19 protein-coding genes are annotated in these 21,236 nt (G+C 32.1%); 8 read left to right on the top strand and 11 right to left on the bottom strand.

Annotated elements, in window-relative coordinates; all coding sequences use genetic code 11:
- Positions 1 to 4 precede the first annotated feature (4 nt).
- The 5 genes from mreC to aqpZ all read left to right on the top strand — a co-directional run bounded on the left by mreC (position 5) and on the right by aqpZ (position 5,791).
- Complete coding sequence (gene mreC, locus ABD690_RS05665) at positions 5 to 826, top strand: rod shape-determining protein MreC (RefSeq protein ID WP_344728185.1); 822 nt, start codon at positions 5 to 7, stop codon at positions 824 to 826.
- Positions 819 to 1,322 (top strand): rod shape-determining protein MreD, encoded by a 504-nt coding sequence (locus tag ABD690_RS05670; RefSeq protein ID WP_344728187.1) that lies wholly within the window; start codon positions 819 to 821, stop codon positions 1,320 to 1,322. The genes mreC and ABD690_RS05670 overlap by 8 nt, the downstream gene beginning before the upstream one ends.
- Positions 1,323 to 3,251 carry a penicillin-binding protein 2 gene (gene mrdA / locus ABD690_RS05675; RefSeq protein WP_344728189.1) on the top strand — a complete coding sequence of 643 codons (1,929 nt, stop codon included), beginning with the start codon at positions 1,323 to 1,325 and terminating at the stop codon, positions 3,249 to 3,251.
- Positions 3,251 to 4,525 (top strand): rod shape-determining protein RodA, encoded by a 1,275-nt coding sequence (rodA, locus tag ABD690_RS05680; RefSeq protein WP_344728191.1) that lies wholly within the window; start codon positions 3,251 to 3,253, stop codon positions 4,523 to 4,525. The genes mrdA and rodA overlap by 1 nt, the downstream gene beginning before the upstream one ends.
- A gap of 573 nt (positions 4,526 to 5,098) precedes the next feature.
- Positions 5,099 to 5,791 (top strand): aquaporin Z, encoded by a 693-nt coding sequence (gene aqpZ / locus ABD690_RS05685; RefSeq protein ID WP_344728193.1) that lies wholly within the window; start codon positions 5,099 to 5,101, stop codon positions 5,789 to 5,791.
- A gap of 57 nt (positions 5,792 to 5,848) precedes the next feature.
- On the opposite strand, the gene gldC is transcribed toward aqpZ, so the two are convergent.
- Both gldC and gldB read right to left on the bottom strand, forming a co-directional pair.
- Positions 5,849 to 6,184 (bottom strand): gliding motility protein GldC, encoded by a 336-nt coding sequence (gldC, locus tag ABD690_RS05690; RefSeq protein WP_344728195.1) that lies wholly within the window; start codon positions 6,182 to 6,184, stop codon positions 5,849 to 5,851.
- A gap of 5 nt (positions 6,185 to 6,189) precedes the next feature.
- A complete protein-coding gene (gene gldB / locus ABD690_RS05695; protein WP_344728197.1) occupies positions 6,190 to 7,155 on the bottom strand; it encodes a gliding motility lipoprotein GldB in 966 nt (321 codons plus the stop codon).
- A gap of 93 nt (positions 7,156 to 7,248) precedes the next feature.
- On the opposite strand from gldB, the gene nadE reads away from it, so the two are divergent.
- On the top strand, positions 7,249 to 8,037 hold the full coding sequence (gene nadE / locus ABD690_RS05700; RefSeq protein WP_344728199.1) for an NAD(+) synthase: 789 nt from the start codon (positions 7,249 to 7,251) through the stop codon (positions 8,035 to 8,037).
- 97 nt (positions 8,038 to 8,134) lie between these two features.
- Positions 8,135 to 8,761, top strand: a complete 627-nt coding sequence (locus ABD690_RS05705) for a response regulator (RefSeq protein WP_344728201.1) — start codon at positions 8,135 to 8,137, stop codon at positions 8,759 to 8,761.
- Here the strand turns inward: ABD690_RS05705 and dnaG are convergent.
- The 9 genes from dnaG to miaB all read right to left on the bottom strand — a co-directional run bounded on the left by dnaG (position 8,756) and on the right by miaB (position 20,171).
- The gene (gene dnaG, locus ABD690_RS05710) at positions 8,756 to 10,714 is read right to left on the bottom strand and encodes a DNA primase (RefSeq protein WP_344728203.1); all 1,959 of its coding nucleotides are present in this window, start codon (positions 10,712 to 10,714) and stop codon (positions 8,756 to 8,758) included. The genes ABD690_RS05705 and dnaG overlap by 6 nt on opposite strands.
- 63 nt (positions 10,715 to 10,777) lie before the next feature.
- A complete protein-coding gene (locus tag ABD690_RS05715; protein ID WP_344728205.1) occupies positions 10,778 to 13,135 on the bottom strand; it encodes a hypothetical protein in 2,358 nt (785 codons plus the stop codon).
- Between the two features lie 401 nt (positions 13,136 to 13,536).
- Entirely contained in the window at positions 13,537 to 15,168 is a 1,632-nt protein-coding gene (groL, locus tag ABD690_RS05720; protein WP_344728207.1) for a chaperonin GroEL, read from the bottom strand.
- Positions 15,169 to 15,226: 58 nt separating this feature from the next.
- Positions 15,227 to 15,502, bottom strand: coding sequence for a co-chaperone GroES (gene groES, locus ABD690_RS05725; RefSeq protein WP_344728209.1), 276 nt, complete (start codon positions 15,500 to 15,502; stop codon positions 15,227 to 15,229).
- Between the two features lie 151 nt (positions 15,503 to 15,653).
- Positions 15,654 to 16,013 carry a preprotein translocase subunit SecG gene (gene secG / locus ABD690_RS05730; RefSeq protein ID WP_344728211.1) on the bottom strand — a complete coding sequence of 120 codons (360 nt, stop codon included), beginning with the start codon at positions 16,011 to 16,013 and terminating at the stop codon, positions 15,654 to 15,656.
- Positions 16,013 to 16,936: a hypothetical protein gene (locus tag ABD690_RS05735; RefSeq protein WP_344728213.1), complete on the bottom strand. Its 924-nt coding sequence runs from the start codon at positions 16,934 to 16,936 to the stop codon at positions 16,013 to 16,015. Before ABD690_RS05735 ends, secG begins: the two co-directional genes overlap by 1 nt.
- A gap of 4 nt (positions 16,937 to 16,940) precedes the next feature.
- A complete protein-coding gene (locus tag ABD690_RS05740) occupies positions 16,941 to 17,447 on the bottom strand; it encodes an LptE family protein (protein ID WP_344728215.1) in 507 nt (168 codons plus the stop codon).
- Positions 17,448 to 17,454: 7 nt separating this feature from the next.
- Positions 17,455 to 18,714, bottom strand: a complete 1,260-nt coding sequence (locus ABD690_RS05745) for a sigma-54 interaction domain-containing protein (RefSeq protein WP_344728217.1) — start codon at positions 18,712 to 18,714, stop codon at positions 17,455 to 17,457.
- An 8-nt stretch (positions 18,715 to 18,722) separates the two neighbouring features.
- A complete protein-coding gene (gene miaB / locus ABD690_RS05750) occupies positions 18,723 to 20,171 on the bottom strand; it encodes a tRNA (N6-isopentenyl adenosine(37)-C2)-methylthiotransferase MiaB (RefSeq protein WP_344728219.1) in 1,449 nt (482 codons plus the stop codon).
- 147 nt (positions 20,172 to 20,318) lie between these two features.
- On the opposite strand from miaB, the gene ABD690_RS05755 reads away from it, so the two are divergent.
- The gene (locus ABD690_RS05755) at positions 20,319 to 21,086 is read left to right on the top strand and encodes a hypothetical protein (protein WP_344728221.1); all 768 of its coding nucleotides are present in this window, start codon (positions 20,319 to 20,321) and stop codon (positions 21,084 to 21,086) included.
- Positions 21,087 to 21,236: the final 150 nt, after the last annotated feature.

The raw sequence follows: 21,236 nt of genomic DNA on the forward strand, positions 1-21,236 counted from the left end.
AAGCATGCAGCAAATAATAAATTTCATAATAAGAAACAAAATCGTTTTGTTATACTTATTGCTGTTTTCCATATCGTTGTTTTTTACAATACAAACTCACTCTTATCATAAAAGTAAGTTTGTAAATTCAGCAAATTTTTTGTCAGGAGGCATTTATGGTTCTGTAAACGATGTTAGTGAGTACTTTAATTTAAAGTCTCAAAACCAATTGCTGCAAGAAGAGAACAATTACTTACGCTCTTTAGTTTATAACACTACAGATACGCTAGCAAAGCCTTTTTTAGATACCATTCAATCAGGAGCAACTTATAAGTTTACACCTGCTATTGTTATAAAAAACAGCTATTCTGCAACCAATAATATGCTTACTATAAATAAAGGTGCACGCGATAGTATAAAGCAAGATTTAGGAGTTATAACATCTAAAGGTATTCTTGGTATCGTAGATAATACCAGTAACAAATACGCAACAGTTATTTCTATATTAAATACAAAAAGCAGAATTAGTGCTCAATTAAAGAAAACCAATCATTTTGGTTCTTTAGTTTGGGATACAAAATCACCCAACATAATTCAGTTGCAGGAGATACAAAAAATAGCACCTGTAAAAAAGGGAGATACAATAGTCACTTCAGGATTGTCGTCTATTTTTCCTAAAAACATCCCTATTGGTACCGTGCAGTCTTTCAATCTAGATGTTGCAGAAAACTATTACATAATTAATGTGAAATTATTTAATGATATGACCAATATAGAACATGTCTATGTCATAGAAAATAAGGATGCTTCTGAAATAAATAGCCTTTTAAACGCTACAAATGAGTAATAATATTGTAGGTCATATAGTGCGTTTTTTAGTGTTAATACTTCTACAAGTGTTGGTGCTAAATCATATTAATTTTTTGGGACACATAAACCCATATCTCTACATATTGTTTATTATACTATATCCTACAGCCAATAATAGAGCGACGTTTTTGTTGTTGAGCTTCTTGTTAGGTATTACGATTGATATGTTTTCAGATTCTGGAGGAGTACATGCCGCTGCAGCAGTTACTATTGCTTTTATAAGACCTGTAGTGCTAAAATTTTCATTTGGCTCGGTATATGAACACCAAACTATGCGTTTTGGAAATGTTGAGTTTGGTAGTATGTTTACATATATAACAATACTTACAATCGTTCATCATTTTATCTTGTTTTCACTTGAAGTTTTTAACGTTTTAGAAATAATTTTAATACTTAAAAAAACGTTATTCTCAAGTATATTCACTATACTATTATGTATTATCACAAATATCATTTTTAGTAGAAGACATTAAATGAGACAATTTTTACTTTTTTTTTCAATACTAGCAGTAGGTTTAACCTTCTTGGCAAGACTTTTTTATCTTCAAGTTTATAACTCTGAAGCCCATAATTTATTTGAAGATAACGCTATCAGAAAGGTGTTCGACTATCCTAAAAGAGGTTATGTTTATGATAGAAATGGAAAACTTTTAGTCTCTAATCAACCATCATATGATGTTATGATTATTCCAAGAGAAGTAAAGGCTTTAGATACGTTAGAGTTTTGTTCTTTATTAAAGATAGACAAGGCTCAATTCCTTAAAACTTATGAGCGTGCTTACCGTTACTCTCCACGACTTCCTTATGTTTTTGTATCGCATTTATCAAAGGAAGATTATGCGGTTTTACAAGAAAAAATGCATAAGTATGAAGGATTTTATATTCAAAAACGTTCATTAAGAGATTATCAAACATCAGTCGGAGCTAATGTTTTAGGATTCATTGCAGAAGTTAATCAAGGACAAATTAAAGAAAACCCATATTATAGAATGGGAGATTTGATTGGAAAACAAGGTGTAGAACTTTCTTACGAGGAAGCATTGCGAGGTGTAAAAGGTATAAAGTTTATCCAAAAAGATCGTTTTAATCGAGATATAGGTCCTTATAAAGAAGGAAAATATGACACCATTCCACAACAAGGAAAAGACATAAAAATAACTATAGATACACAGTTGCAAGAATATGGTGAGTTATTGATGCGCAATAAAAAGGGAGGTATTGTAGCTATAGAACCTAAAACAGGAGAAATCCTTTCATTAGTGTCAGCTCCTTCTTACGATCCTAATTTATTGGTAGGAAGAAAACGCTCAAAAAATTACACAAAGCTTTACAGAGATAGTATTCATTTGCCTCTTATAGATAAAGGTCTTTTACGTGTTCATGAACCAGGATCACCATTTAAAGCTTTGGTGGCGTTAGCGGCGCTTCAAGAAAAAGCGATTAGTCCAGAAACATCGGTTACTTGTACAGGTGTTTATCATTATGGAAGACGAGGAAAAATGGGATGCCATTGTGGTGGTGGCGTTAGAGATTTAAGAAAAGGAATTGCTAAATCATGTAACTCTTACTTTGCTACAGCTTTTAGAAGAACGATAGATTTGTATCCTGATGCTAGTAAATCAATGGATAAATGGAGTGATCATATTAAAAGTTTTGGGTTAGGTCAATATTTAGGAACAGATTTGCCTATCGGAAAAAAAGGTAATATTCCTAACGGTTCGTATTATGATAAATGGTATCCTGATTTTAATTGGGGTGCGACCACAGTTATCTCTAACTCTATAGGGCAAGGCGAAATATTAGTAACACCTATTCATTTAGCTAATATGACAGCTGCTATTGCCAATAGGGGTTATTATTATACACCACACATTATAAAATCAATAGGGGAAGAGCCAATAGATAAACAGTTTACAAAAATTCATCATACAACTATAGATAAAAAATATTTTGACCCTGTAATAGAAGGTCTTTATGATGTTTACAAGCCAGGAGGAACGGCCAATTTTCTTAAAATCCCTGATATTGAAATTTGTGGTAAAACAGGAACAGCAGAAAACTTCACAATGATTGATAGTGTAAGAACACAATTAACAGATCATTCGCTGTTTGTTGCTTTTGCTCCAAAAGATGATCCTAAAATAGCCATAGCTGTTTTTGTTGAAAACGGGCATTATGGGTCTATATATGCTGGAAGAATAGCAAGTTTAATGATAGAAAAATATATCAAAGGACACACAACAAGAAAAGATTTAGAAAATTGGGTGCTAACACGCAGTCTTGAGTTTGAGTACCAAAAACCTTATTCTGGAGCTCCTTTTACTATAAACGATAGAAGAGAAGAAGTTGTGCCAATGCCTGAATTTTCTGTAGGAAACAATCAACAAAAACATCTTGATTAATGAGGCAAACAGATAAATACTTTAAGTTTGATTGGATTACCATTATCTTATTCTTATTACTAGTAGGATTTGGTTGGTTAAATATTTTATCTGCTTCACATACAGGAGAAACGATAGATTATTTAGATTTTTCGCAACCTTATGGTAAACAGCTTATTTTTATAATGCTTACGGTTATTCTTATTATTTTAATACTATCTATAGAAGCCAAATTTTATGAACGTTTTTCTAGTGTTATTTATTTGATATCTATGCTGTCTCTTGTGGGATTATTCATTTTTGGTAAAAACGTTAATGGAGCCACATCTTGGTATGCCATAGGAGGAATGACCTTACAACCTAGTGAATTTGCAAAAGCAGCCACAGCACTAGCCGTAGCAAAATATATTAGTGATTTACACACCGATATGAAAACACTCAAAGATCAAGTCAGGCTTTGTGTAATAATAGCTATTCCTGCTATATTAATTTTGTTTCAGAATGATGCGGGAAGTACCATTGTTTACGGTTCGTTTTTCTTTGTTTTATATAGAGAAGGTTTGCCTAAACTTTATCTTATAATTTTTGTGCTTCTTGCTGCTATATCAGTTTTGGCCTTAAAGTTTGGGGCAATTATAGCCTCAATAGGAGCTTTGGTGGTTATTTTTGCACATCATTTCTTAAGAAAAAAGAAGCCTGCTTTCATTCAGCCTATATTCTTTGTTTTAGTAAGTGTAGGTATAGCTATTGGTGTTAAGTTTTTTTATCAAAATATATTGCAACCACATCAACAAGATAGAATTAGTCTTTGGTTAAGGTTAGAGAAAGATCCACAAAAAATTGAAAAAATGAGGCGTGATATCTTGTACAATTTATATGAATCTGAAAAAGCAATTAGTTCTGGAGGTGTTACAGGTAAAGGTTTTTTAGAAGGAACAAGAACTACAGGTAAGTTTGTTCCTGAGCAACATACAGATTATATATTTAGTACTGTTGGTGAAGAATGGGGCTTTTTAGGAAGCGCTATGGTTGTTATCGTATTTGTTTTTTTATTATTAAGAATATTACATCTTTCCGAACTTCAAAAATCGCAGTTTAGCCGGGTTTATGGCTACAGTGTAGCGACAATATTGTTTTTTCATTTTATGATTAACATAGGAATGGTTATGGGACTTATTCCTACCATAGGAATCCCATTGCCCTTTTTTAGTTATGGCGGATCTGGATTATGGGGATTTACAATTTTGTTATTTATTTTTATCAAATTAGATTCAAATAGAATCAACGAGTGGTAATAGGTTTCTCTTCACTTGTTTTCCCAAAAATTATGTGACTTTCTTTAGTAAGTAGTGTCTTATAAATATTACTAAATTAATAATAAGGTTTGATTTAGACTATGGTAAAAACGGCTTGAACTAAAAAAATAATATTTAGAACAGCATCTGGAGTTGTAGCGGTAATAATAATTACCCATTTTACATACTGTATGGTAAATTAAATAACTATGAAATTAGGTTTTATATTAATAACAGCTTTTTTTTATTTATTTGTTTGTTTTTTTTCCTTTAAAAAAGAGGTTTAAATACTTTTTTTTAGCATTCAGTCTATTGATTTTTTTAACCTGTATTTTTACAGAAATTGAAAAATGTAAGTCTTACCTGATTTTTCTATTGTATTTACCACTATTAATATTAGGTATATATAAAAACAAAATCTTTAAATAAAAATACGTAACAATTTGTATAAACAATAGAGGTTTGATCGCAAGCTTGAATTTTTTTATGTGATTATAAAATTTTTAGCAGATATAATGTTAATAGCAGTAAATCCCTCTACTGATTCTACACTAAAAAATTTAATTATTAGATATGAAAAAAAAATTATTGGCAGAATGTATAGGAACCTTCTGGTTAGTTTTAGGTGGTTGTGGTAGCGCTGTTTTAGCTGCAGGTATTCCAGATTTAGGAATTGGTTTCTTGGGCGTAGCACTTGCTTTTGGATTAACGGTTTTAACAGGTATTTATGCACTGGGGCATATTTCTGGAGGTCATTTTAATCCTGCGGTTTCTGTAGGATTATGTATTGGTGGCCGTTTTGATATAAGTGAATTACCAGGGTATATTATATCGCAAATTATCGGAGCTATTTTAGGAGCTTGTGTTATTTATATTATAGCAAGCGGCGTTAGTGGTTTTTCTTTATCTAACGGTTTTGCTGCTAATGGGTATGGTGAGCATTCTCCTTTTGGTTATGATATGACATCGGCTTTAGTTTGTGAGTTTGTTATGACTTTTATGTTTTTAATTGTTATTCTAGGTGCAACACACAAAAATGCTTCTAAAGGCTTCGCAGGTTTATCTATAGGGCTTGCACTAACGCTAATTCATTTAATAAGTATACCCATTACAAATACTTCTGTAAATCCAGCACGAAGTACAAGTCAGGCGCTGTTTGTTGGAGGTTGGGCTATTGAGCAGTTATGGTTGTTTTGGTTAGCACCTATTGCAGGTGCAATTTTAGCAGGATTTATGTATAGATTTATCACGCAAGATAAAGCCTAAAGGGATTAATGATTGAATAAAAAAAGCACATATTAATATGTGCTTTTTTTATTCTAATTACTGTTTTTTAAGTTCTAGCTTTTCAGCAAAATAATCACAAAAATCTTTCATAGTTGCTGTCATTTTTTCATCCTGTGTTGCTCTGTGAAAGGTATTACTCATAGCTACCAAGGTTTGGTGAAAAAACACTTTCATTTCGTCTACAGGCATATCTTTTGTCCATAAATCAATTCTAAGTGTTTCTTGAGCTTTACTATCCCAAACAGAAAGAAGCATAGCTTTAGCTTCTTCATTGCTAATGCCGCCATCTTCAGCTGTCCAAAAAAGTTTTTCAGGAACTTTATTATCGTCTAGTTTTACTTTTAGTTCTATAGTTGAGGTTTTATTTGCCATAATTATTATTGCTTGTGTGGTTTAAAATTTGCATTGTTAAGAATGTCTTTAGCATCCTTACTTAAAAGGTCTTTTAAAGAAATATCATTATTATTTACATAGGCTTTAACTATTTGCCAACCTATATACTGTCCTATTTTCCCAGGAGATTCGCTGTCTATTTGCTCTAAATAAAATTTAGAAAAAGGAGCAGGGTTTATAAACCTATTAGGTAATTTAGAGTTGGTGCTGTATAGTAGTTCGTGTTCTATAAAGTAGCGCCAAATATAGTCTTCGTTTTCAAACGCCCAACGTAACTCTTCATTGGTGTATCCTATTTTTTCAGCATCAGTAGTATTAGGCAGCATGACATCTTTAAAGTATAATAGCTTTCCATGATAAATCATTTCATCTAAAAGCGTTTTTCTTTCTTGTTGATATGTGTATTTTTCAGCATAAGCCTTTGCTAGATCAACTGCAATTTGGCTTTTGTTAAAATTCTTTCTCAAGTATTTTTGTATACCTTGATAAAACTCATGATCACTTCCTAAATAAGTGTCAATTGATATTAAAACAATAGTATCAGTAACAATAACCTTGTTTCTGTAGTCTACATTTGAGGTTGTTGTTATAACACGAGGTGTTTGAAATTCCGGATAATAATAGCGTAAATGTTTAAATAGCTTCTTTATTTCCTCTTTTTCAGATGCAAAATTATCAAATACGCGAGCACTTTCTTTGTGTAGTTGTTGTTGGAGCGTGTCTTGTATTTTTTCAGCCCAATAACTGTCTGAATATTTTTCAGAAAACATAAAGGGAAATGCACTTTTAAGTTTAGGAAGTTCGCTTACAGTAGCGCTTCCAAAAGCTTTATCAAATCTTTCAACAGTAAAGTCAATATCAATTTGAGCGATTTCTTTTTCAAGTTGACTTTCTTTTTTACAAGAAACAATACTTAAAAAAGCGAATAAAATAAAAATTTGATGTTTCATAGAAACTTAAAGGATGTTAATTTTTATTACTAATGGCTTTACGTTATTTTTGTTTGGCAAAGGTAAGATTCTTTGTCTTAAATATTTCATAAAATGCAAACAGAAAAGATTGTAAACCATATTGTAGATTGGTTAAAAAGCTATGCTACTAACGCTAAAGTGAATGGATTTGTTGTAGGCATTTCTGGCGGAATAGATTCTGCGGTTACATCTACATTGTGTGCTATGACCGGAATGGATGTTTTATGTATTGAAATGCCTATACATCAAGCTGAAAGTCATGTAAGTCGTGCGCAAGAGCATATTTTGCAATTAAAAAAGCGTTTTAATAATGTGCGTGATACACGAGCTGATTTAACACCTGTTTTTGAAGAATTTAAAACAGAAGTAAATCTAGATGGAGAACAAGCGATTGTAGATATGGCTTTAGCAAATACAAGAGCGCGTTTGCGTATGACAACGCTTTATTATTACGCGGGTTTACAAAAACTTTTGGTAGCAGGAACAGGAAACAAGGTGGAAGATTTTGGTGTTGGTTTTTACACCAAGTATGGAGACGGAGGTGTTGATTTAAGCCCGATTGCAGATTTATTAAAATCTGAAGTTTACCATATAGGTGAATTTGTGCAAGTACCAGAGTCTATTATGAAAGCCGCACCAAGTGATGGATTATTTGGTGATGCACGAAGTGATGAAGACCAAATAGGGGCAAGCTATCCAGAACTAGAATGGGCCATGAAAATGGATGACGAAGGAAAAACTGCAAATGACTTCACTGGTAGAAAACAAGAAGTCTTCACAATTTATAAGCGTTTTAATAATGCTAATAAACATAAAATGATACCAATACCGATTTGTGAGGTTCCAACTAATTTAAAATAAGTTACTTATATCTCAAGAGAATTTATTATATTTACTTAAGTATACAATTTAATAGACGCTATTTGCCTCAACAGTCTTAACATAAAAACCAAAAAAAATGATTAAACTGTTGGTCGTTGACAATCATCCAATTATTAGAAAAGGGCTAGATCTCCTTTTTGTAACTTCACCACAAATCCAAGTTGTTGGAGGCGTTAGTAACGGTGAAGCTATTTTTGATTTTTTAAAAAGCAATTCTGTAGATATTATTATCTGTGAGATAGATTTACCTAAACTTAATGGTATCACCGCATTAAGACGCCTTAAGCGAGATCACCCAAGTGTAAAGGTTATAATGTTTAGCTCTCAACCAGAAAAAATCTATGCTTTAAATACTTTAAAAGCTGGAGCATCCGGCTATTTAACTAAAACATCAGATATTTTTACGATTAAAGAAGCCATCATGAAAGTTTATGATGGTGGTGTTTATTTAAGTAATGAGATGGCACAACAGATGGCTTTGGGCAGACGAGTTACTAGAACAGGAACTCATTTCAAAAAACTGTCTACAAGAGAGATTGAGGTGTTAAAGCTATTGTCTTCAGGGAAAAAAAATAAAGAAATTGCAGAAGAGCTAGATATTAATGAAAAAACAGTTAGCACTTATAAAGCTCGTTTAATGAAAAAACTAAATGTGACTAATATTGTTGATTTAATAAGTAGGGCAAAGCTGCTAGAACTATAGCACACGATTAAGCTTTCTGGATAAAAGCATTTTTAAGCTTGAGTAATCTTTTACTTCTTCTAAAATACTTCTATTAATCTCGTTTTTATTGGCTAAAGTTTCTTGTTTGAATTCGGTAACTTTTTGTTCTATTAAAAAGCAACGAAGACTCAAAATGGTTTCACTTACTAATTGTGAAACAGTCGTAGATTTTTCTTTAGGATAAATGTTTTTTCGTTCCCAATCTGAAAGGGTATAACGTTCATCTTCCATTAAAATAGTAGTTATTTCATTGGCAATAACAGGATCTACAGTGTTTACAAAATTTTCTACCGCATAATCAGGATTTTGATGAAAAGTTTCCATAATAGTGTAATACAGTGTTTTGAAAACTTCATTTGAAAACTCCATTTCATCTTCTTGTAAATCTAAATATACTTTTTCAAAAACTTTAGCAGTATGCTTTACAGGCTCTAAAACAAGTTCGTGTTTTTCATTTTCCTTAAGAATTGAATCTTCAAAGTCTTCGGTTTTATTTCCGTAAAGCAATAAAATTTGAATGATTTTTCGCTCTAATTCATACTGAACATCAACCCTTTTTTTAGGTTGTTCGTGTTTAATAACATCAAAAGCCTTTTGCTCTTGTTTTTGTTGCTTACTAGCTTCTTGAGCTTCTTTTTTGCCCATTTGGGCTAATGTGGTAAACAAAACAGATTCACTAATGTCCATGATTTTAGAACATTCTTGAATATACACTTCTTGTTTTATACGATCTGGAATTTTTGAGATACTATTCATAATATCTCTAATGGTGTCTGCCTTTTTTATAGGATCATTTTTTGCATCAGCAACAAGTAATGAAGCTTTAAACTGAATAAAATCTTTTGAGTTTTCTTCAAGATAATCAGTGAGCTCCTCTAGTGTGTTTTGTTTCGCAAAACTGTCAGGATCTTCTCCATCTGGAAATGAGCAAACTTTTACGTTCATGCCTTGCTCTAAAACCAAATCAATACCGCGTAATGAAGCACGCATTCCAGCTGCATCACCATCAAATAAAACCGTGATGTTTTTTGTTAAGCGGTTTATAAGCCTGATTTGTTCTGGTGTTAATGCGGTTCCTGATGACGAAACAACGTTTTTGATACCTCTTTGGTGAAACTGAATAACATCAGTATAACCTTCAACAAGGAAGCAATTGTCTTCTTTAGCAATGCTTTGTTTTGCATGATAAATACCATAAAGAACTTTACTTTTATGATAAATATCGCTTTCAGGTGAGTTTAAGTATTTAGCAGCTTTTTTATCGTTTGTAAGAATACGACCGCCAAAGCCTAAAACACGACCACTCATACTCTGAATAGGGAACATAACTCGGCCTTTAAAACGGTCAAACTGTTTGTTGTCTTTTACAATTGTTAAGCCAGTTCCTTCTAAAAACTCTAATTGATATCCTTTTTTTATGGCATCGTCTGTAAAGGCTTGCCATTCATCTAGCGAATATCCTAAATCAAACTTTTTTATAGTTTCTTCAGTAAAACCACGTTCTTTAAAATAGCTTAAACCTATAGCTTTCCCTTGATCTGTTTTATGTAGTATATTTTGAAAATATTTACTAGCGTATTCACTAACTAAATATAAACTTTCTCTAGTATTTGCTTGCTCTTTTTGTTCATTGGTTTGTTGCGTTTCTTCAATCTCAATGTTGTACTTTTTAGCAAGATATTTTATGGCTTCTGGATAGGTAAAATGCTCATGCTCCATTAAAAAAGCAACTGCATTACCACCTTTTCCTGTACTAAAGTCTTTCCAGATTTGTTTTACTGGAGAAACCATAAAGCTAGGTGTGCGTTCATCACTAAACGGACTTAAACCTTTAAAATTACTTCCTGATTTTTTAAGCTGAACAAAATCACCAATAACCTCTTCTACACGAGAGGTTTCAAAAACTTGATCTATGGTGGATTTTGATATCAAACCTGGAATTATTTAAGGAGTGTAAAAATACTATAATATCACGTTATATAAAACATGTGATTATTAATTTAACTGAAAAGTTTTTACTGTAGATATTAGACTTCCGTCTTCATCCATACCCTCAATATATAGGTTAATACTTTCATAATAGTAATTAGGTATTTTAAAAACGAATTCCTCTCTTTTATTAGGTTTTAAGTTGGGAAGCCAGTGTAAAACACCAATTTTTGAAAATGTTTCCTCCTGAGCTTTGTTGTAAAAAGGAGAATAATATTTTTTTGGCATTGAAAACCCTATTTTAATTTTACTGTTTTTAAAATCACTCTTGCGACTGTTTTTTAGACCGATACTGTTTTTAGTGAAAATATTAATTGAACCACCAGCTCCATCCATACCAAATCCGGTTCTGGCAACATAAAGCTCGTCTATTTCAGAAACAGTAAGGTATTGAATAGTTTCTAGAAAGTCTGAGATAATAACACCGTCTAGATATACATTAGGACTTAATCTGCCAGATAGGTTTGATGAACGACGTGATAATATTTTTACACTAGCACCTGATTCAATAACATCAAAGCCGTTATTTCTAATTACATCAAGAACTCTTGTAGTAAAAGAGTATCCAGATTCTAGATTTATACCTCTATTATTTACGCCGCCATTTACCATATAGCGCTCTTTCTGTTGGGTGTAATTATTTGATATGTTTACAGTATCAAGAAGGTTGAAATCTCCATGAATAAAATTAAAACTATTTAAGTCTCTGGATATTATATTTTTATTGATTAGCTTTTTTGTGTTTATAGAGTCTATAATATAAGTAGGATAGGTGTTGTAGTAAACGCCAGGAGAGATCTGTTTTCCTCTATTTGTATTAGCACTTATTGAAACTATAGAGCTGTCCATTAAAAAAAGATTATCAAAACTAAATTGACCGTTTTTTAATTTAGAGGTTAACATTAACTCATTATTAGCAGAAAATAAAACAACCTCTTTAATGTTTTCTTTATTTTTAGCGTTAATTTCTCCGCGTATTTGAAAGCCGGCTTCAAAATTATATTTAGCAATTTGAGGTTTAAAAAAAATGTTTTTCCAATCGTAACTACTCCAACCTTGTGTTAGTAATAGTAAATCTAAATCATAATTGGTTCTGCGGTCATCATTTGAAAAATAATAATTAGGTTTATGTATTGTTCCTTTTATGTAAGGTTTTAAATAAAATGACGCTGCTATTGTATGGTTTTCATTGTAAGCTTTTGTAGATGTAGGTAGTACCGAGATACTAATACCTTTTTGATAGCCACTTTTTTTATTAGACTTAAGTGTTACTATGGTTGAATCTATGCCTGTATGAGTGCCAGCTATTGATATGTCTGAAATTAATTTTTTTGTTTTTTTGAATAGTAATCGCTCTAGTACAGGTTGATTTTTCTCATTAAAAAGTGTAATGATATTTATTCCCGAATACAGATTTTTTTTAGGTACGGCGATTGTATAGCTGTATTTGTCTTGACTAAAAGATACGTCTATTCGTTTCATAAAGCCATCTCTGTGTATAAGGAGATAGTAAGGTGATTTTAAAAGATTGGGAAGCGTGTTTTTGTTTGTGTTTAATGTGATAAAAAGCGTTTCGTTATTTAAATTATTTGTACTTATAGTTATACCAGTTGTGTTGGCTTTAGGAATACTTTTTTCTATAATGGTACTGTCTTTTAGTGTTGCTTTTATTTTGTAAGATTCATCAGGTTTTATATTTAGATCAAATTTTCCAATGCCAAAAGCGTTACTTTTTATTGTGGTTACAACATTGTTTTCACTGTCTAAAACATCTCCAGAAATAATTACAAGCGGGTCTTCATTTTGATCAGTAATTTTAAAGCCTATAGAGTTAGTGCTCTCAGCAACAAGATGACCGCCTTCGGGAAGTATTTGAAAATCGTATTTTATTTCAGGTGTGTGATTACTACTATTGGTGTTTTTTGGTTGACTATCAATAATTTCAAACTGAATTAAGCTATAATGAGGTTCATTAAAATTTTTCATCCAATTAGTAGTGACCTTTAAGAAGTAAATACCGGGTAAATAATTTTTTTTGAAAGAAAAATTACCATGTGTCATACCGTGCTCTGTATAGTATATTTTTTTTTCAATCAAAACACCATCAGCATTATATATTGATGCATATACATTTGTGGTAGTTAGATAGGGTTTTTGTGTTTTTGTATTGTATATGTAACTTTTAAACCAAAGTTCTTCAGAATTCAGGTATTTTGATTTGTTTAATTGCGTATGAATAGTTTCAGGTTCTAGGCTGAAATATTCTAAATAATGACTTTCTGTGTAATCTGATTGTAAATTTTGACTAAAACTAACTGTTGTAAATAATATAAGGGAGAGTTGAGCAAATAAGGTTTTAATCATTATGTGTTTATATATGTATATTAATTGGTTTAAATATAGTGTTTTAGGTTTTAAGAGGAAATAAATGATTGAAAATTTTAGTTAAATTTTAGCCAATAAAAGTATCAGTGTATATGAGTGTGTATTATCTTTATTATAGTCTTAAAAACATATAGTATTATGGGACAAATAAAGTCAAAGAGCAAGTCGGCTTTACCAAAACAAGCGGTAAAAAAGGCTCCACAAGCTCCTGCTAAAAAGAAGTAGTTTGTGTATTGGTTTATTACGAATAAACCTAAAATCAAGAAAAACCCAAAAAAACAGCCACCTTTTTCAGGTGGCTTTATATTTTACTATAAAAAAACGCTTCAAATGTATTGAAGCGTTTTTTGTTTTATTCAGGTAATTGTGTGTTTTTTCAATTACATCATACCCGGCATTCCGCCACCACCCATTGGAGGCATTGCAGGAGCGTCTTCTTTAATGTCAATTAAAGCACACTCGGTAGTTAAAATCATACCAGCAACAGAGGCAGCATTTTCTAAAGCAATACGTGTTACTTTTTTAGGGTCAATAATACCAGCTTTAAGCATATCTACATATTCTTCAGATTTTGCATCGTAACCAAAGTCTTTTTTACCTTCAAGTACTTTGTTTATTACCACAGAGCCTTCGCCACCAGCATTTTCAACAATTGTACGTAAAGGTGCTTCAATAGCTTTGTTTACAATTTGTACACCAGTAGTTTCATCTAAATTAACAGTTTCAAGTTTTGCTAATACTGCTTTAGCTCTTACTAGTGCAACACCTCCACCGGCAACAATACCTTCTTCAACAGCAGCACGAGTTGCATGTAAAGCATCATCAACACGGTCTTTTTTCTCTTTCATTTCAACTTCAGAAGCAGCACCAACATAAAGTACTGCAACACCACCAGCTAATTTAGCTAAACGTTCTTGAAGTTTTTCTTTATCATAATCTGAAGTAGTGGTTTCTATTTGTGCCTTAATTTGATTTACACGTGCTTTAATAGCTTCGGCATCACCATTACCATTTACAATTGTAGTATTGTCTTTATCAACAGTTACTGTTTCAGCAGTTCCTAACATTGATAAATCAGCGTTTTCTAAAGTAAATCCTCTTTCTTCAGAAATTACTGTTCCGCCAGTTAAAATAGCTATATCTTCAAGCATAGCTTTACGTCTGTCTCCAAATCCTGGAGCTTTTACAGCAGCAATTTTTAAACCGCCACGTAATTTATTAACTACTAAAGTAGCTAAAGCTTGCCCATCAACATCTTCTGCAATGATTAATAACGGACGACCAGATTGTGCAACTGGCTCTAATATTGGAAGAATTTCTTGTAAGTTTGAAATCTTTTTATCAAATAATAAAATGTACGGATTTTCTAAATCTGCAATCATTTTATCAGAATCTGTTACAAAATAAGGTGATAAATACCCTCTGTCAAACTGCATACCTTCAACAACATCAACATAGGTATCCATGCCTTTGGCTTCTTCAACAGTAATAACACCTTCTTTACCAACTTTTTCAAAAGCTTGAGAGATTAATTCTCCAATAGTGTCATCATTATTTGCAGAAATTGCAGCAACTTGTTTTATTTTTTCAGAAGAGTTGCCAACTTTTTGGGCTTGATTTTCTAAATCTGCAGTAATCGCTTCAACAGCTTTATCAATACCGCGTTTTAAATCCATTGGGTTAGCACCAGAAGCTACGTTTTTTAAGCCTTCTTTAACAATAGCTTGAGCTAAAACGGTAGCAGTAGTTGTACCATCACCAGCTAAATCATTGGTTTTGCTTGCTACTTCTTTTACCATTTGCGCACCCATGTTTTCATGAGCATCTTCTAACTCAACTTCTTTTGCTACTGATACACCATCTTTAGTAATGTGAGGTGCGCCAAAGCTTTTAGAAATTATTACGTTACGCCCTTTTGGGCCTAATGTTACTTTTACTGCATTTGCTAATGCATCTACACCGCGTTTTAAACCATCGCGAGCTTCAATGTCAAATTTTATATCTTTTGCCATAATTGTTTTTTTATTTTTTTAGTTGAATTGTTATAATTCTAAATAGATTAATAATGAATTAAACGATTGCTAAAATATCACTCTCACGCATGATTAAGTAATCTTTGCCTTCAAGTTTTAGCTCTGTTCCAGAGTATTTTCCGTAAAGTACTTTGTCACCAACTTTTACAGTCATTGGTTCATCTTTAGTGCCCTTACCAATTGCCACCACATTTCCTTGTTGTGGTTTTTCTTTGGCGTTGTCAGGAATAATAATACCAGAAGCTGTTTTAGTTTCAGCTTCAATAGGTTCTATAAGAACTCTATCTGCTAAAGGTTTAATGTTTAATGCCATATTTTTAATGTTTTTAGTTTAATAATTATGTTTGCTTTTATGCTAAAAATGTGCCAATACATACCAACTGACAAATTTTCATTTGTTAGTTTTTGGGTACAAAAAAGGCCAACATATTGTTGGCCTTATAATGTTTTTTAGTAAAATGAAATTATTGAACAGAATCTGTAGTAGTTTCTGTTGTATTATCATTTGTTGTTGCGGCTGGAGCTGGTGTAACAGGTTGTTGTGTAGTAACATCTGAATCTAATACTTTAGACTCTGTGTTTCCAGGACCTCTGTTTATAGCAACATTTGAAAGTAAAATTAGGGCTAACATAATTGTAGCTAGCGTCCAAGTACTTTTGTCTAAAAAGTCGGTTGTTTTTTTAACACCACCTAATTGTTGTGTGCCGCCACCGCCAAATGATGATGATAACCCGCCACCTTTTGGATTTTGTACCATTATAACTACAACTAATAAAAATGCTACGACTATAATTAGCGCTAAAAATATTGTAAACGTACTCATTACTTTTTGTTATTTTGTTCTTGCAATTGTTTTATTGCTTTAATTTGGTCTGCAAAGAAACCACTTTTTTCTGGATATTTCAAACTTAAAATGTTGTAAGATTGAATTGCTTTTTTATAATTTTTTTGTTCTAGGTAAATTCTAGCTAACGTTTCGGTCATTAATGATTCTGGTTGAATCATTTGTTCTTCAGCTAAATTGGTGTTTTTGCCAGAACTTTTCTCCGGAACAAGCTTTGGGTTTTTGGAGATAAATTTTTCAATAAGATCAAACTTTTTCTTGCGTTCGTCTTGAGAATTATCTTTTGAAACATCTTGTGAGCTTGTGTCTTTTTGACTGCTCTCTCTGTCAATAGGTGTAAAGCGAGTTAATTTTAACCACTCATTAAAAGAGTGTGTTTCACTATTATTAAATTCTAGTGGAGCACCTAAATTTAAAACTGTTTCAGGGTTTTCAGTTTGAGTGGTATTGCTTTCAGTTTCAGTATTGCTGTCTGCAATATCAGATTGTTTAATTTTTGGTTGAAACAGTTTAGGATCTAAAACTCCTGTGGTGTCTTTTATTTGTTTTTTTAATGTGTCATCAATTGTAACACTTTTATTTACAGATAGGTCTTCAATATCAACGGTTATATCTTTAACGTGTTCAGAGTGTTGTTTTATATATTGTGATATTTCGTTTTGTAAAAAAGCATCTGATGTAATGAAATCAAACAAAATGCTTCTATCTGTGGTGTAAGCAGCCGTTGTTTTTAACGCTTGGTTGTACTTAAAGTTTTGATTGTTTTTTAGCCCTTTTAAAAAAATAGCTCTGGCAGATTGAAAATAAGGAAATGTATCAATGATATCTTTTAAGTCATTAGTTTGTTCACTATTGATGTCTCCTGGATTTTGTAAAATATGCGTAAAAACGTCTTTATTCATATGTTTACCATTTAGCTAATGAGGCGTTAAAAATATCTTGCGTAATGCGCTCAAATATTTCAGCATAAGCAGCATCTCTTTGAGTTCCTAATAATTGCTGGTTGCCATCATAATCAAAAAAATGAGAAAACTTTTGCTCAAAGTTGTCTTCGTCATTTTTAGTGTTATAGAACCTGACATTAATGCTTACGGTAAGTCTGTTTTGTGCAGCTGTATTGTTTGCAGTTGCTGTAGTGGGCGATATTCTATATTCAACAATTTCACCTTCATAAATGATATCACCGTTAGATTTTACTAAATCAAGATTGGTTTGATTTAGTAATAATTCTGTTAAGGCATTAGTAAAATCTCTGTCTAATCCTGGTTCAACTAAAATGGCATTATTTTGAAAATAATTGACTTGAAAAGTTTTTGTGTCTGGAGAAATAGAAGCTCCTGTAAAAGAATAAAAGCCACACGATACTACTGTGGTTAATACAATAATTGATAGGGCGTATTTTAATAGTTTCATAGTGTGATTATAAATCGTATTGCTTTATTTTTCTATATAAGGTTCTTTCGCTAATTCCTAATTCTTGTGCGGCTAGTTTTCGCTTTCCTTGATGACGTTCTAGTGATTTTTTTATTAGTTCTAATTCTTTGTCTTGTAAAGATAGTGTTTCTTCTTCTTCAATTTCTTCAGCAAAATGATACTTATCTTGCATGTTTTCAATAGGAAGCTCATCATTTGATGTTTTTTCAGGAATGGAAAGCACTTCTAAGTCTTCAATAGTAGCATCTTCTTCATCGTCGTTGCCGTATATTTTTTGAATTAAGCTTTCATTGTCTTTTGTAACTTCAGAAACGTTGCCGTTTTTCATTAACTCCATGGTGAGTTTTTTAAGGTCGTTTAAGTCACTTTTCATGTCAAATAATACCTTATATAAAATTTCACGTTCACTGCTAAAATCGCTATCAGATTTTGTATTGTTTACAATGGCAGGTAAATTGTTTCCTGTGTCTGGTAAATATTGACGTAATGTTTCCAGGGTAATAGTTCTGTTTTGTTCTAATACAGATATTTGCTCTGCAACGTTTCGTAGTTGACGAATATTACCATTCCAGCGATATTTTAATAAAAGATTAACGGCATCATCAGCTAGTTTGATGGTTGGCATCTTGTATTTTAAAGCAAAGTCACTTGAGAATTTTCTAAATAATAAGTGAATGTCTTCTTTTCTATCTCGTAATGGTGGAATGTTTATTTCTACCGTGCTTAATCTGTAATATAAATCTTCACGGAATTTTTCTTTTTTAATCGCTTCAAACATGTTTACGTTTGTAGCTGCTACAATACGTACATTGGTTTTTTGTACTTTACTACTTCCAACCTTTATGAATTCGCCATTTTCTAATACACGTAATAAACGTACTTGCGTTGTTAATGGTAATTCACCAACTTCATCTAAAAAAATGGTGCCGCCATCGGCTACTTCAAAATAGCCAGAACGCGTTTGTGTAGCACCTGTAAAAGCGCCTTTTTCATGACCAAATAATTCACTATCTATAGTGCCTTCTGGAATTGCACCACAGTTTACAGCAATATATTTTCCATGCTTTCTGTGTGATAACGAATGTATGATTTTAGGAATACTTTCTTTACCAACACCGCTTTCTCCAGTAACTAAAACAGAAATGTCTGTTGGAGCGACCTGAATGGCTTTTTCTAAAGCACGATTAAGTTTGGCATCATTACCAATAATTTCAAAACGTTGTTTTATAGCTTGAATGGATTCCATAAATTAATTTAATTATTGTTAGAATATCCTATGGCTTCACCTATAAGCGTTGCACTTGTACAGTCTGTAACTTTTACATTAACTAAATCGCCTACTTTGTAGTGTTCTTTAGGAAAAACAACTACGCTGTTTTGCTGATTTCTTCCAGACCATTGTTGATCTGATTTTTTTGAAGACTTTTCAATAAGTACTTCTACGGTTTTATTTAAAAACTCTTGCGTTCTTGTTTTACTGTGTTCTTGTTGTAGGGCAACAATTTCAGCAAGACGACGTTTTTTTACAGGCTCTGGAACATCATCTTCCATATTACGACCAGCCATAGTTCCAGGGCGTTCAGAGTACGTAAACATATAACCAAAATGATACTTTACATAGCTCATTAAGCTTAAAGTATCTTGGTGATCTTCTTCAGTTTCAGTTGGGAAACCTGCAATTAAATCTTGACTTATAGCACAATCTGGAATAATACGACGTATGTTATCTATTAATTCAAAATACTCTTCGCGAGTATGTAAACGATTCATTTCTTTTAGAATACGATTGCTACCGCTTTGCACTGGTAAATGAATATGATTACAAATATTATGATACGTAGCCATAGTTTCAATAACATCAAGCGTAAGATCTTGCGGATTTGATGTTGAAAAACGAATACGCATTTTAGGTTGTGCTTTAGCGCATAGCTCCAGTAATTGTGCAAAATTAACGGCAGTTGCTTTTTGAATGTCACTGGCTTTTTTGAAATCTTTTTTCAATCCGCCGCCATACCATAAATAGCTATCTACATTTTGACCAAGTAGAGTGATTTCTTTAAAACCACGGTTCCATAGGTCGTTTACTTCCTCAAGAATACTTTGTGGGTCACGACTTCGCTCTCTTCCTCTTGTAAATGGAACTACGCAAAACGTACACATGTTATCGCAACCACGCGTAATAGATACAAATGCAGTAACACCATTGGTGTTTAATCTTACCGGAGAAATATCACCATAAGTTTCTTCTTTAGATAGGATAACATTTATAGCATCTCTACCTTCTTCAACTTCAGCTAAAAGGTTTGGTAAATCTTTGTAGGCATCTGGCCCAACAACCAAGTCTACAATTTTTTCTTCTTCAAGAAATTTGCTTTTTAAACGTTCGGCCATACAGCCTAAAACACCAACTTTCATTTTTGGGTTGTGAGAACGTTTTACGGCATTATATTTTTCAAGACGTTTACGTACCGTTTGTTCGGCTTTATCGCGAATAGAGCAGGTGTTAACCAGAACTAAATCGGCATCTTCTAGGTTTTGCGTTGTATTAAAACCTTCATTCGCAAGGATTGAAGCAACAATTTCGCTGTCACTAAAATTCATAGAACATCCATAACTTTCTATAAAAAGTTTTCTTTTGTTACCTTCTTTTCCTTCAATAATTAGGTTTTCACCTTGTTTATTTTCGTCAATAATCTTTTCCATAAAATGTACTGAAAACAGTTAGTTGTCAATAAGTGTGCAAAGATACAATTTATTTGTGTTTAATGACAAAGTGACAGTTGATATTGTTTTTGAGTTTTAAAATAATATCTTCTATTTTTACGAAATCTAACCAAAACTAAAATATATATGTTGTCAGAAATTCAATCAAAAATTAATAATGCTCCAAGTTTAGACTTTGGCGATATTTTTAACGAGTCTATTCAGTTGTTTAAGAAAAGCTGGTTATATGGCTTTTTGCTGCAAATTTTTGTTATGATTTTAACAAGTCCCTTTATTATAATTATGTACATGCCAATGTTTGTAGCGGCAATGGCGAGTATTGAAAACGGAGAAACGTTTGATCCGGACTCTATGGATGCATTTTTTGCAGGGATGTCTGTTTTATATATGATAGGCTTTTTTGTAGGGATATTAATTATTGCTGTTTTATCGCTAGCATTAAATGCTGGATTGTATAAGGTGTTTAAGAAGCTAGATTACAATGAAGAAGTAAAAGTACGTGACTTATTTTACTTTTTTAAAGGAAACTATATAGGTAAACTTATTGTGATCATGTTAATTACTATGGGTATTTCAATAGTAGCAGCAATTTTATGTTATTTGCCGCTTATATATGCTATGGTTCCTTTGTCATTTTTTATGGTAATATTTGCTTTCAATCCTGATTTAAGTGTTGGGGATATAGTGAAGCTTAGCTTTATGTTAGGCAATAAAAAGTGGCTAATTACATTTGGGTTACTTGTGGTAAGTTATATTGTAGTTTTTATATTAACTATAGTTACTTGCGGATTAGGTTCTCTGTTTTTATCTGCATTTATGTATCATCCAGTTTATCTTATTTACAAAAAGGTAGTTGGGTTTGGTACAGAAACAGTAAATAATATTGAAGCATAAATTTAAAGTGAACATTAGTGATAAAGTCCCGTTTTTAGGGGCTTTATTTGTTTTATGAAAATGAGTTGTTTACCGTTGAAAAATCCTTAAAGAAGCTCCCAAAAAATTAAAAATTAGGAAGAATTCTTTTTTTTCAACTACATTTGTACC

The sequence above is a fragment of the Corallibacter vietnamensis genome (assembly GCF_039537875.1).
In the GTDB taxonomy this organism is placed as follows: Bacteria; Bacteroidota; Bacteroidia; order Flavobacteriales; family Flavobacteriaceae; genus Corallibacter; species Corallibacter vietnamensis.

Excerpts from the sequence above, each read along its gene's own strand:
- mreC (WP_344728185.1), top strand. The coding sequence starts at position 5 with ATGCAGCAAATAATAAATTTCATAATAAGAAACAAAATCGTTTTGTTA.
- ABD690_RS05670 (WP_344728187.1), top strand. The coding sequence starts at position 819 with ATGAGTAATAATATTGTAGGTCATATAGTGCGTTTTTTAGTGTTAATA.
- mrdA (WP_344728189.1), top strand. The coding sequence starts at position 1,323 with ATGAGACAATTTTTACTTTTTTTTTCAATACTAGCAGTAGGTTTAACC.
- rodA (WP_344728191.1), top strand. The coding sequence starts at position 3,251 with ATGAGGCAAACAGATAAATACTTTAAGTTTGATTGGATTACCATTATC.
- aqpZ (WP_344728193.1), top strand. The coding sequence starts at position 5,099 with ATGAAAAAAAAATTATTGGCAGAATGTATAGGAACCTTCTGGTTAGTT.
- gldC (WP_344728195.1), bottom strand. The coding sequence starts at position 6,184 with ATGGCAAATAAAACCTCAACTATAGAACTAAAAGTAAAACTAGACGAT.
- gldB (WP_344728197.1), bottom strand. The coding sequence starts at position 7,155 with ATGAAACATCAAATTTTTATTTTATTCGCTTTTTTAAGTATTGTTTCT.
- nadE (WP_344728199.1), top strand. The coding sequence starts at position 7,249 with ATGCAAACAGAAAAGATTGTAAACCATATTGTAGATTGGTTAAAAAGC.
- ABD690_RS05705 (WP_344728201.1), top strand. The coding sequence starts at position 8,135 with ATGATTAAACTGTTGGTCGTTGACAATCATCCAATTATTAGAAAAGGG.
- ABD690_RS05715 (WP_344728205.1), bottom strand. The coding sequence starts at position 13,135 with ATGATTAAAACCTTATTTGCTCAACTCTCCCTTATATTATTTACAACA.
- groL (WP_344728207.1), bottom strand. The coding sequence starts at position 15,168 with ATGGCAAAAGATATAAAATTTGACATTGAAGCTCGCGATGGTTTAAAA.
- groES (WP_344728209.1), bottom strand. The coding sequence starts at position 15,502 with ATGGCATTAAACATTAAACCTTTAGCAGATAGAGTTCTTATAGAACCT.
- secG (WP_344728211.1), bottom strand. The coding sequence starts at position 16,013 with ATGAGTACGTTTACAATATTTTTAGCGCTAATTATAGTCGTAGCATTT.
- ABD690_RS05735 (WP_344728213.1), bottom strand. The coding sequence starts at position 16,936 with ATGAATAAAGACGTTTTTACGCATATTTTACAAAATCCAGGAGACATC.
- ABD690_RS05740 (WP_344728215.1), bottom strand. The coding sequence starts at position 17,447 with ATGAAACTATTAAAATACGCCCTATCAATTATTGTATTAACCACAGTA.
- ABD690_RS05745 (WP_344728217.1), bottom strand. The coding sequence starts at position 18,714 with ATGGAATCCATTCAAGCTATAAAACAACGTTTTGAAATTATTGGTAAT.
- miaB (WP_344728219.1), bottom strand. The coding sequence starts at position 20,171 with ATGGAAAAGATTATTGACGAAAATAAACAAGGTGAAAACCTAATTATT.
- ABD690_RS05755 (WP_344728221.1), top strand. The coding sequence starts at position 20,319 with ATGTTGTCAGAAATTCAATCAAAAATTAATAATGCTCCAAGTTTAGAC.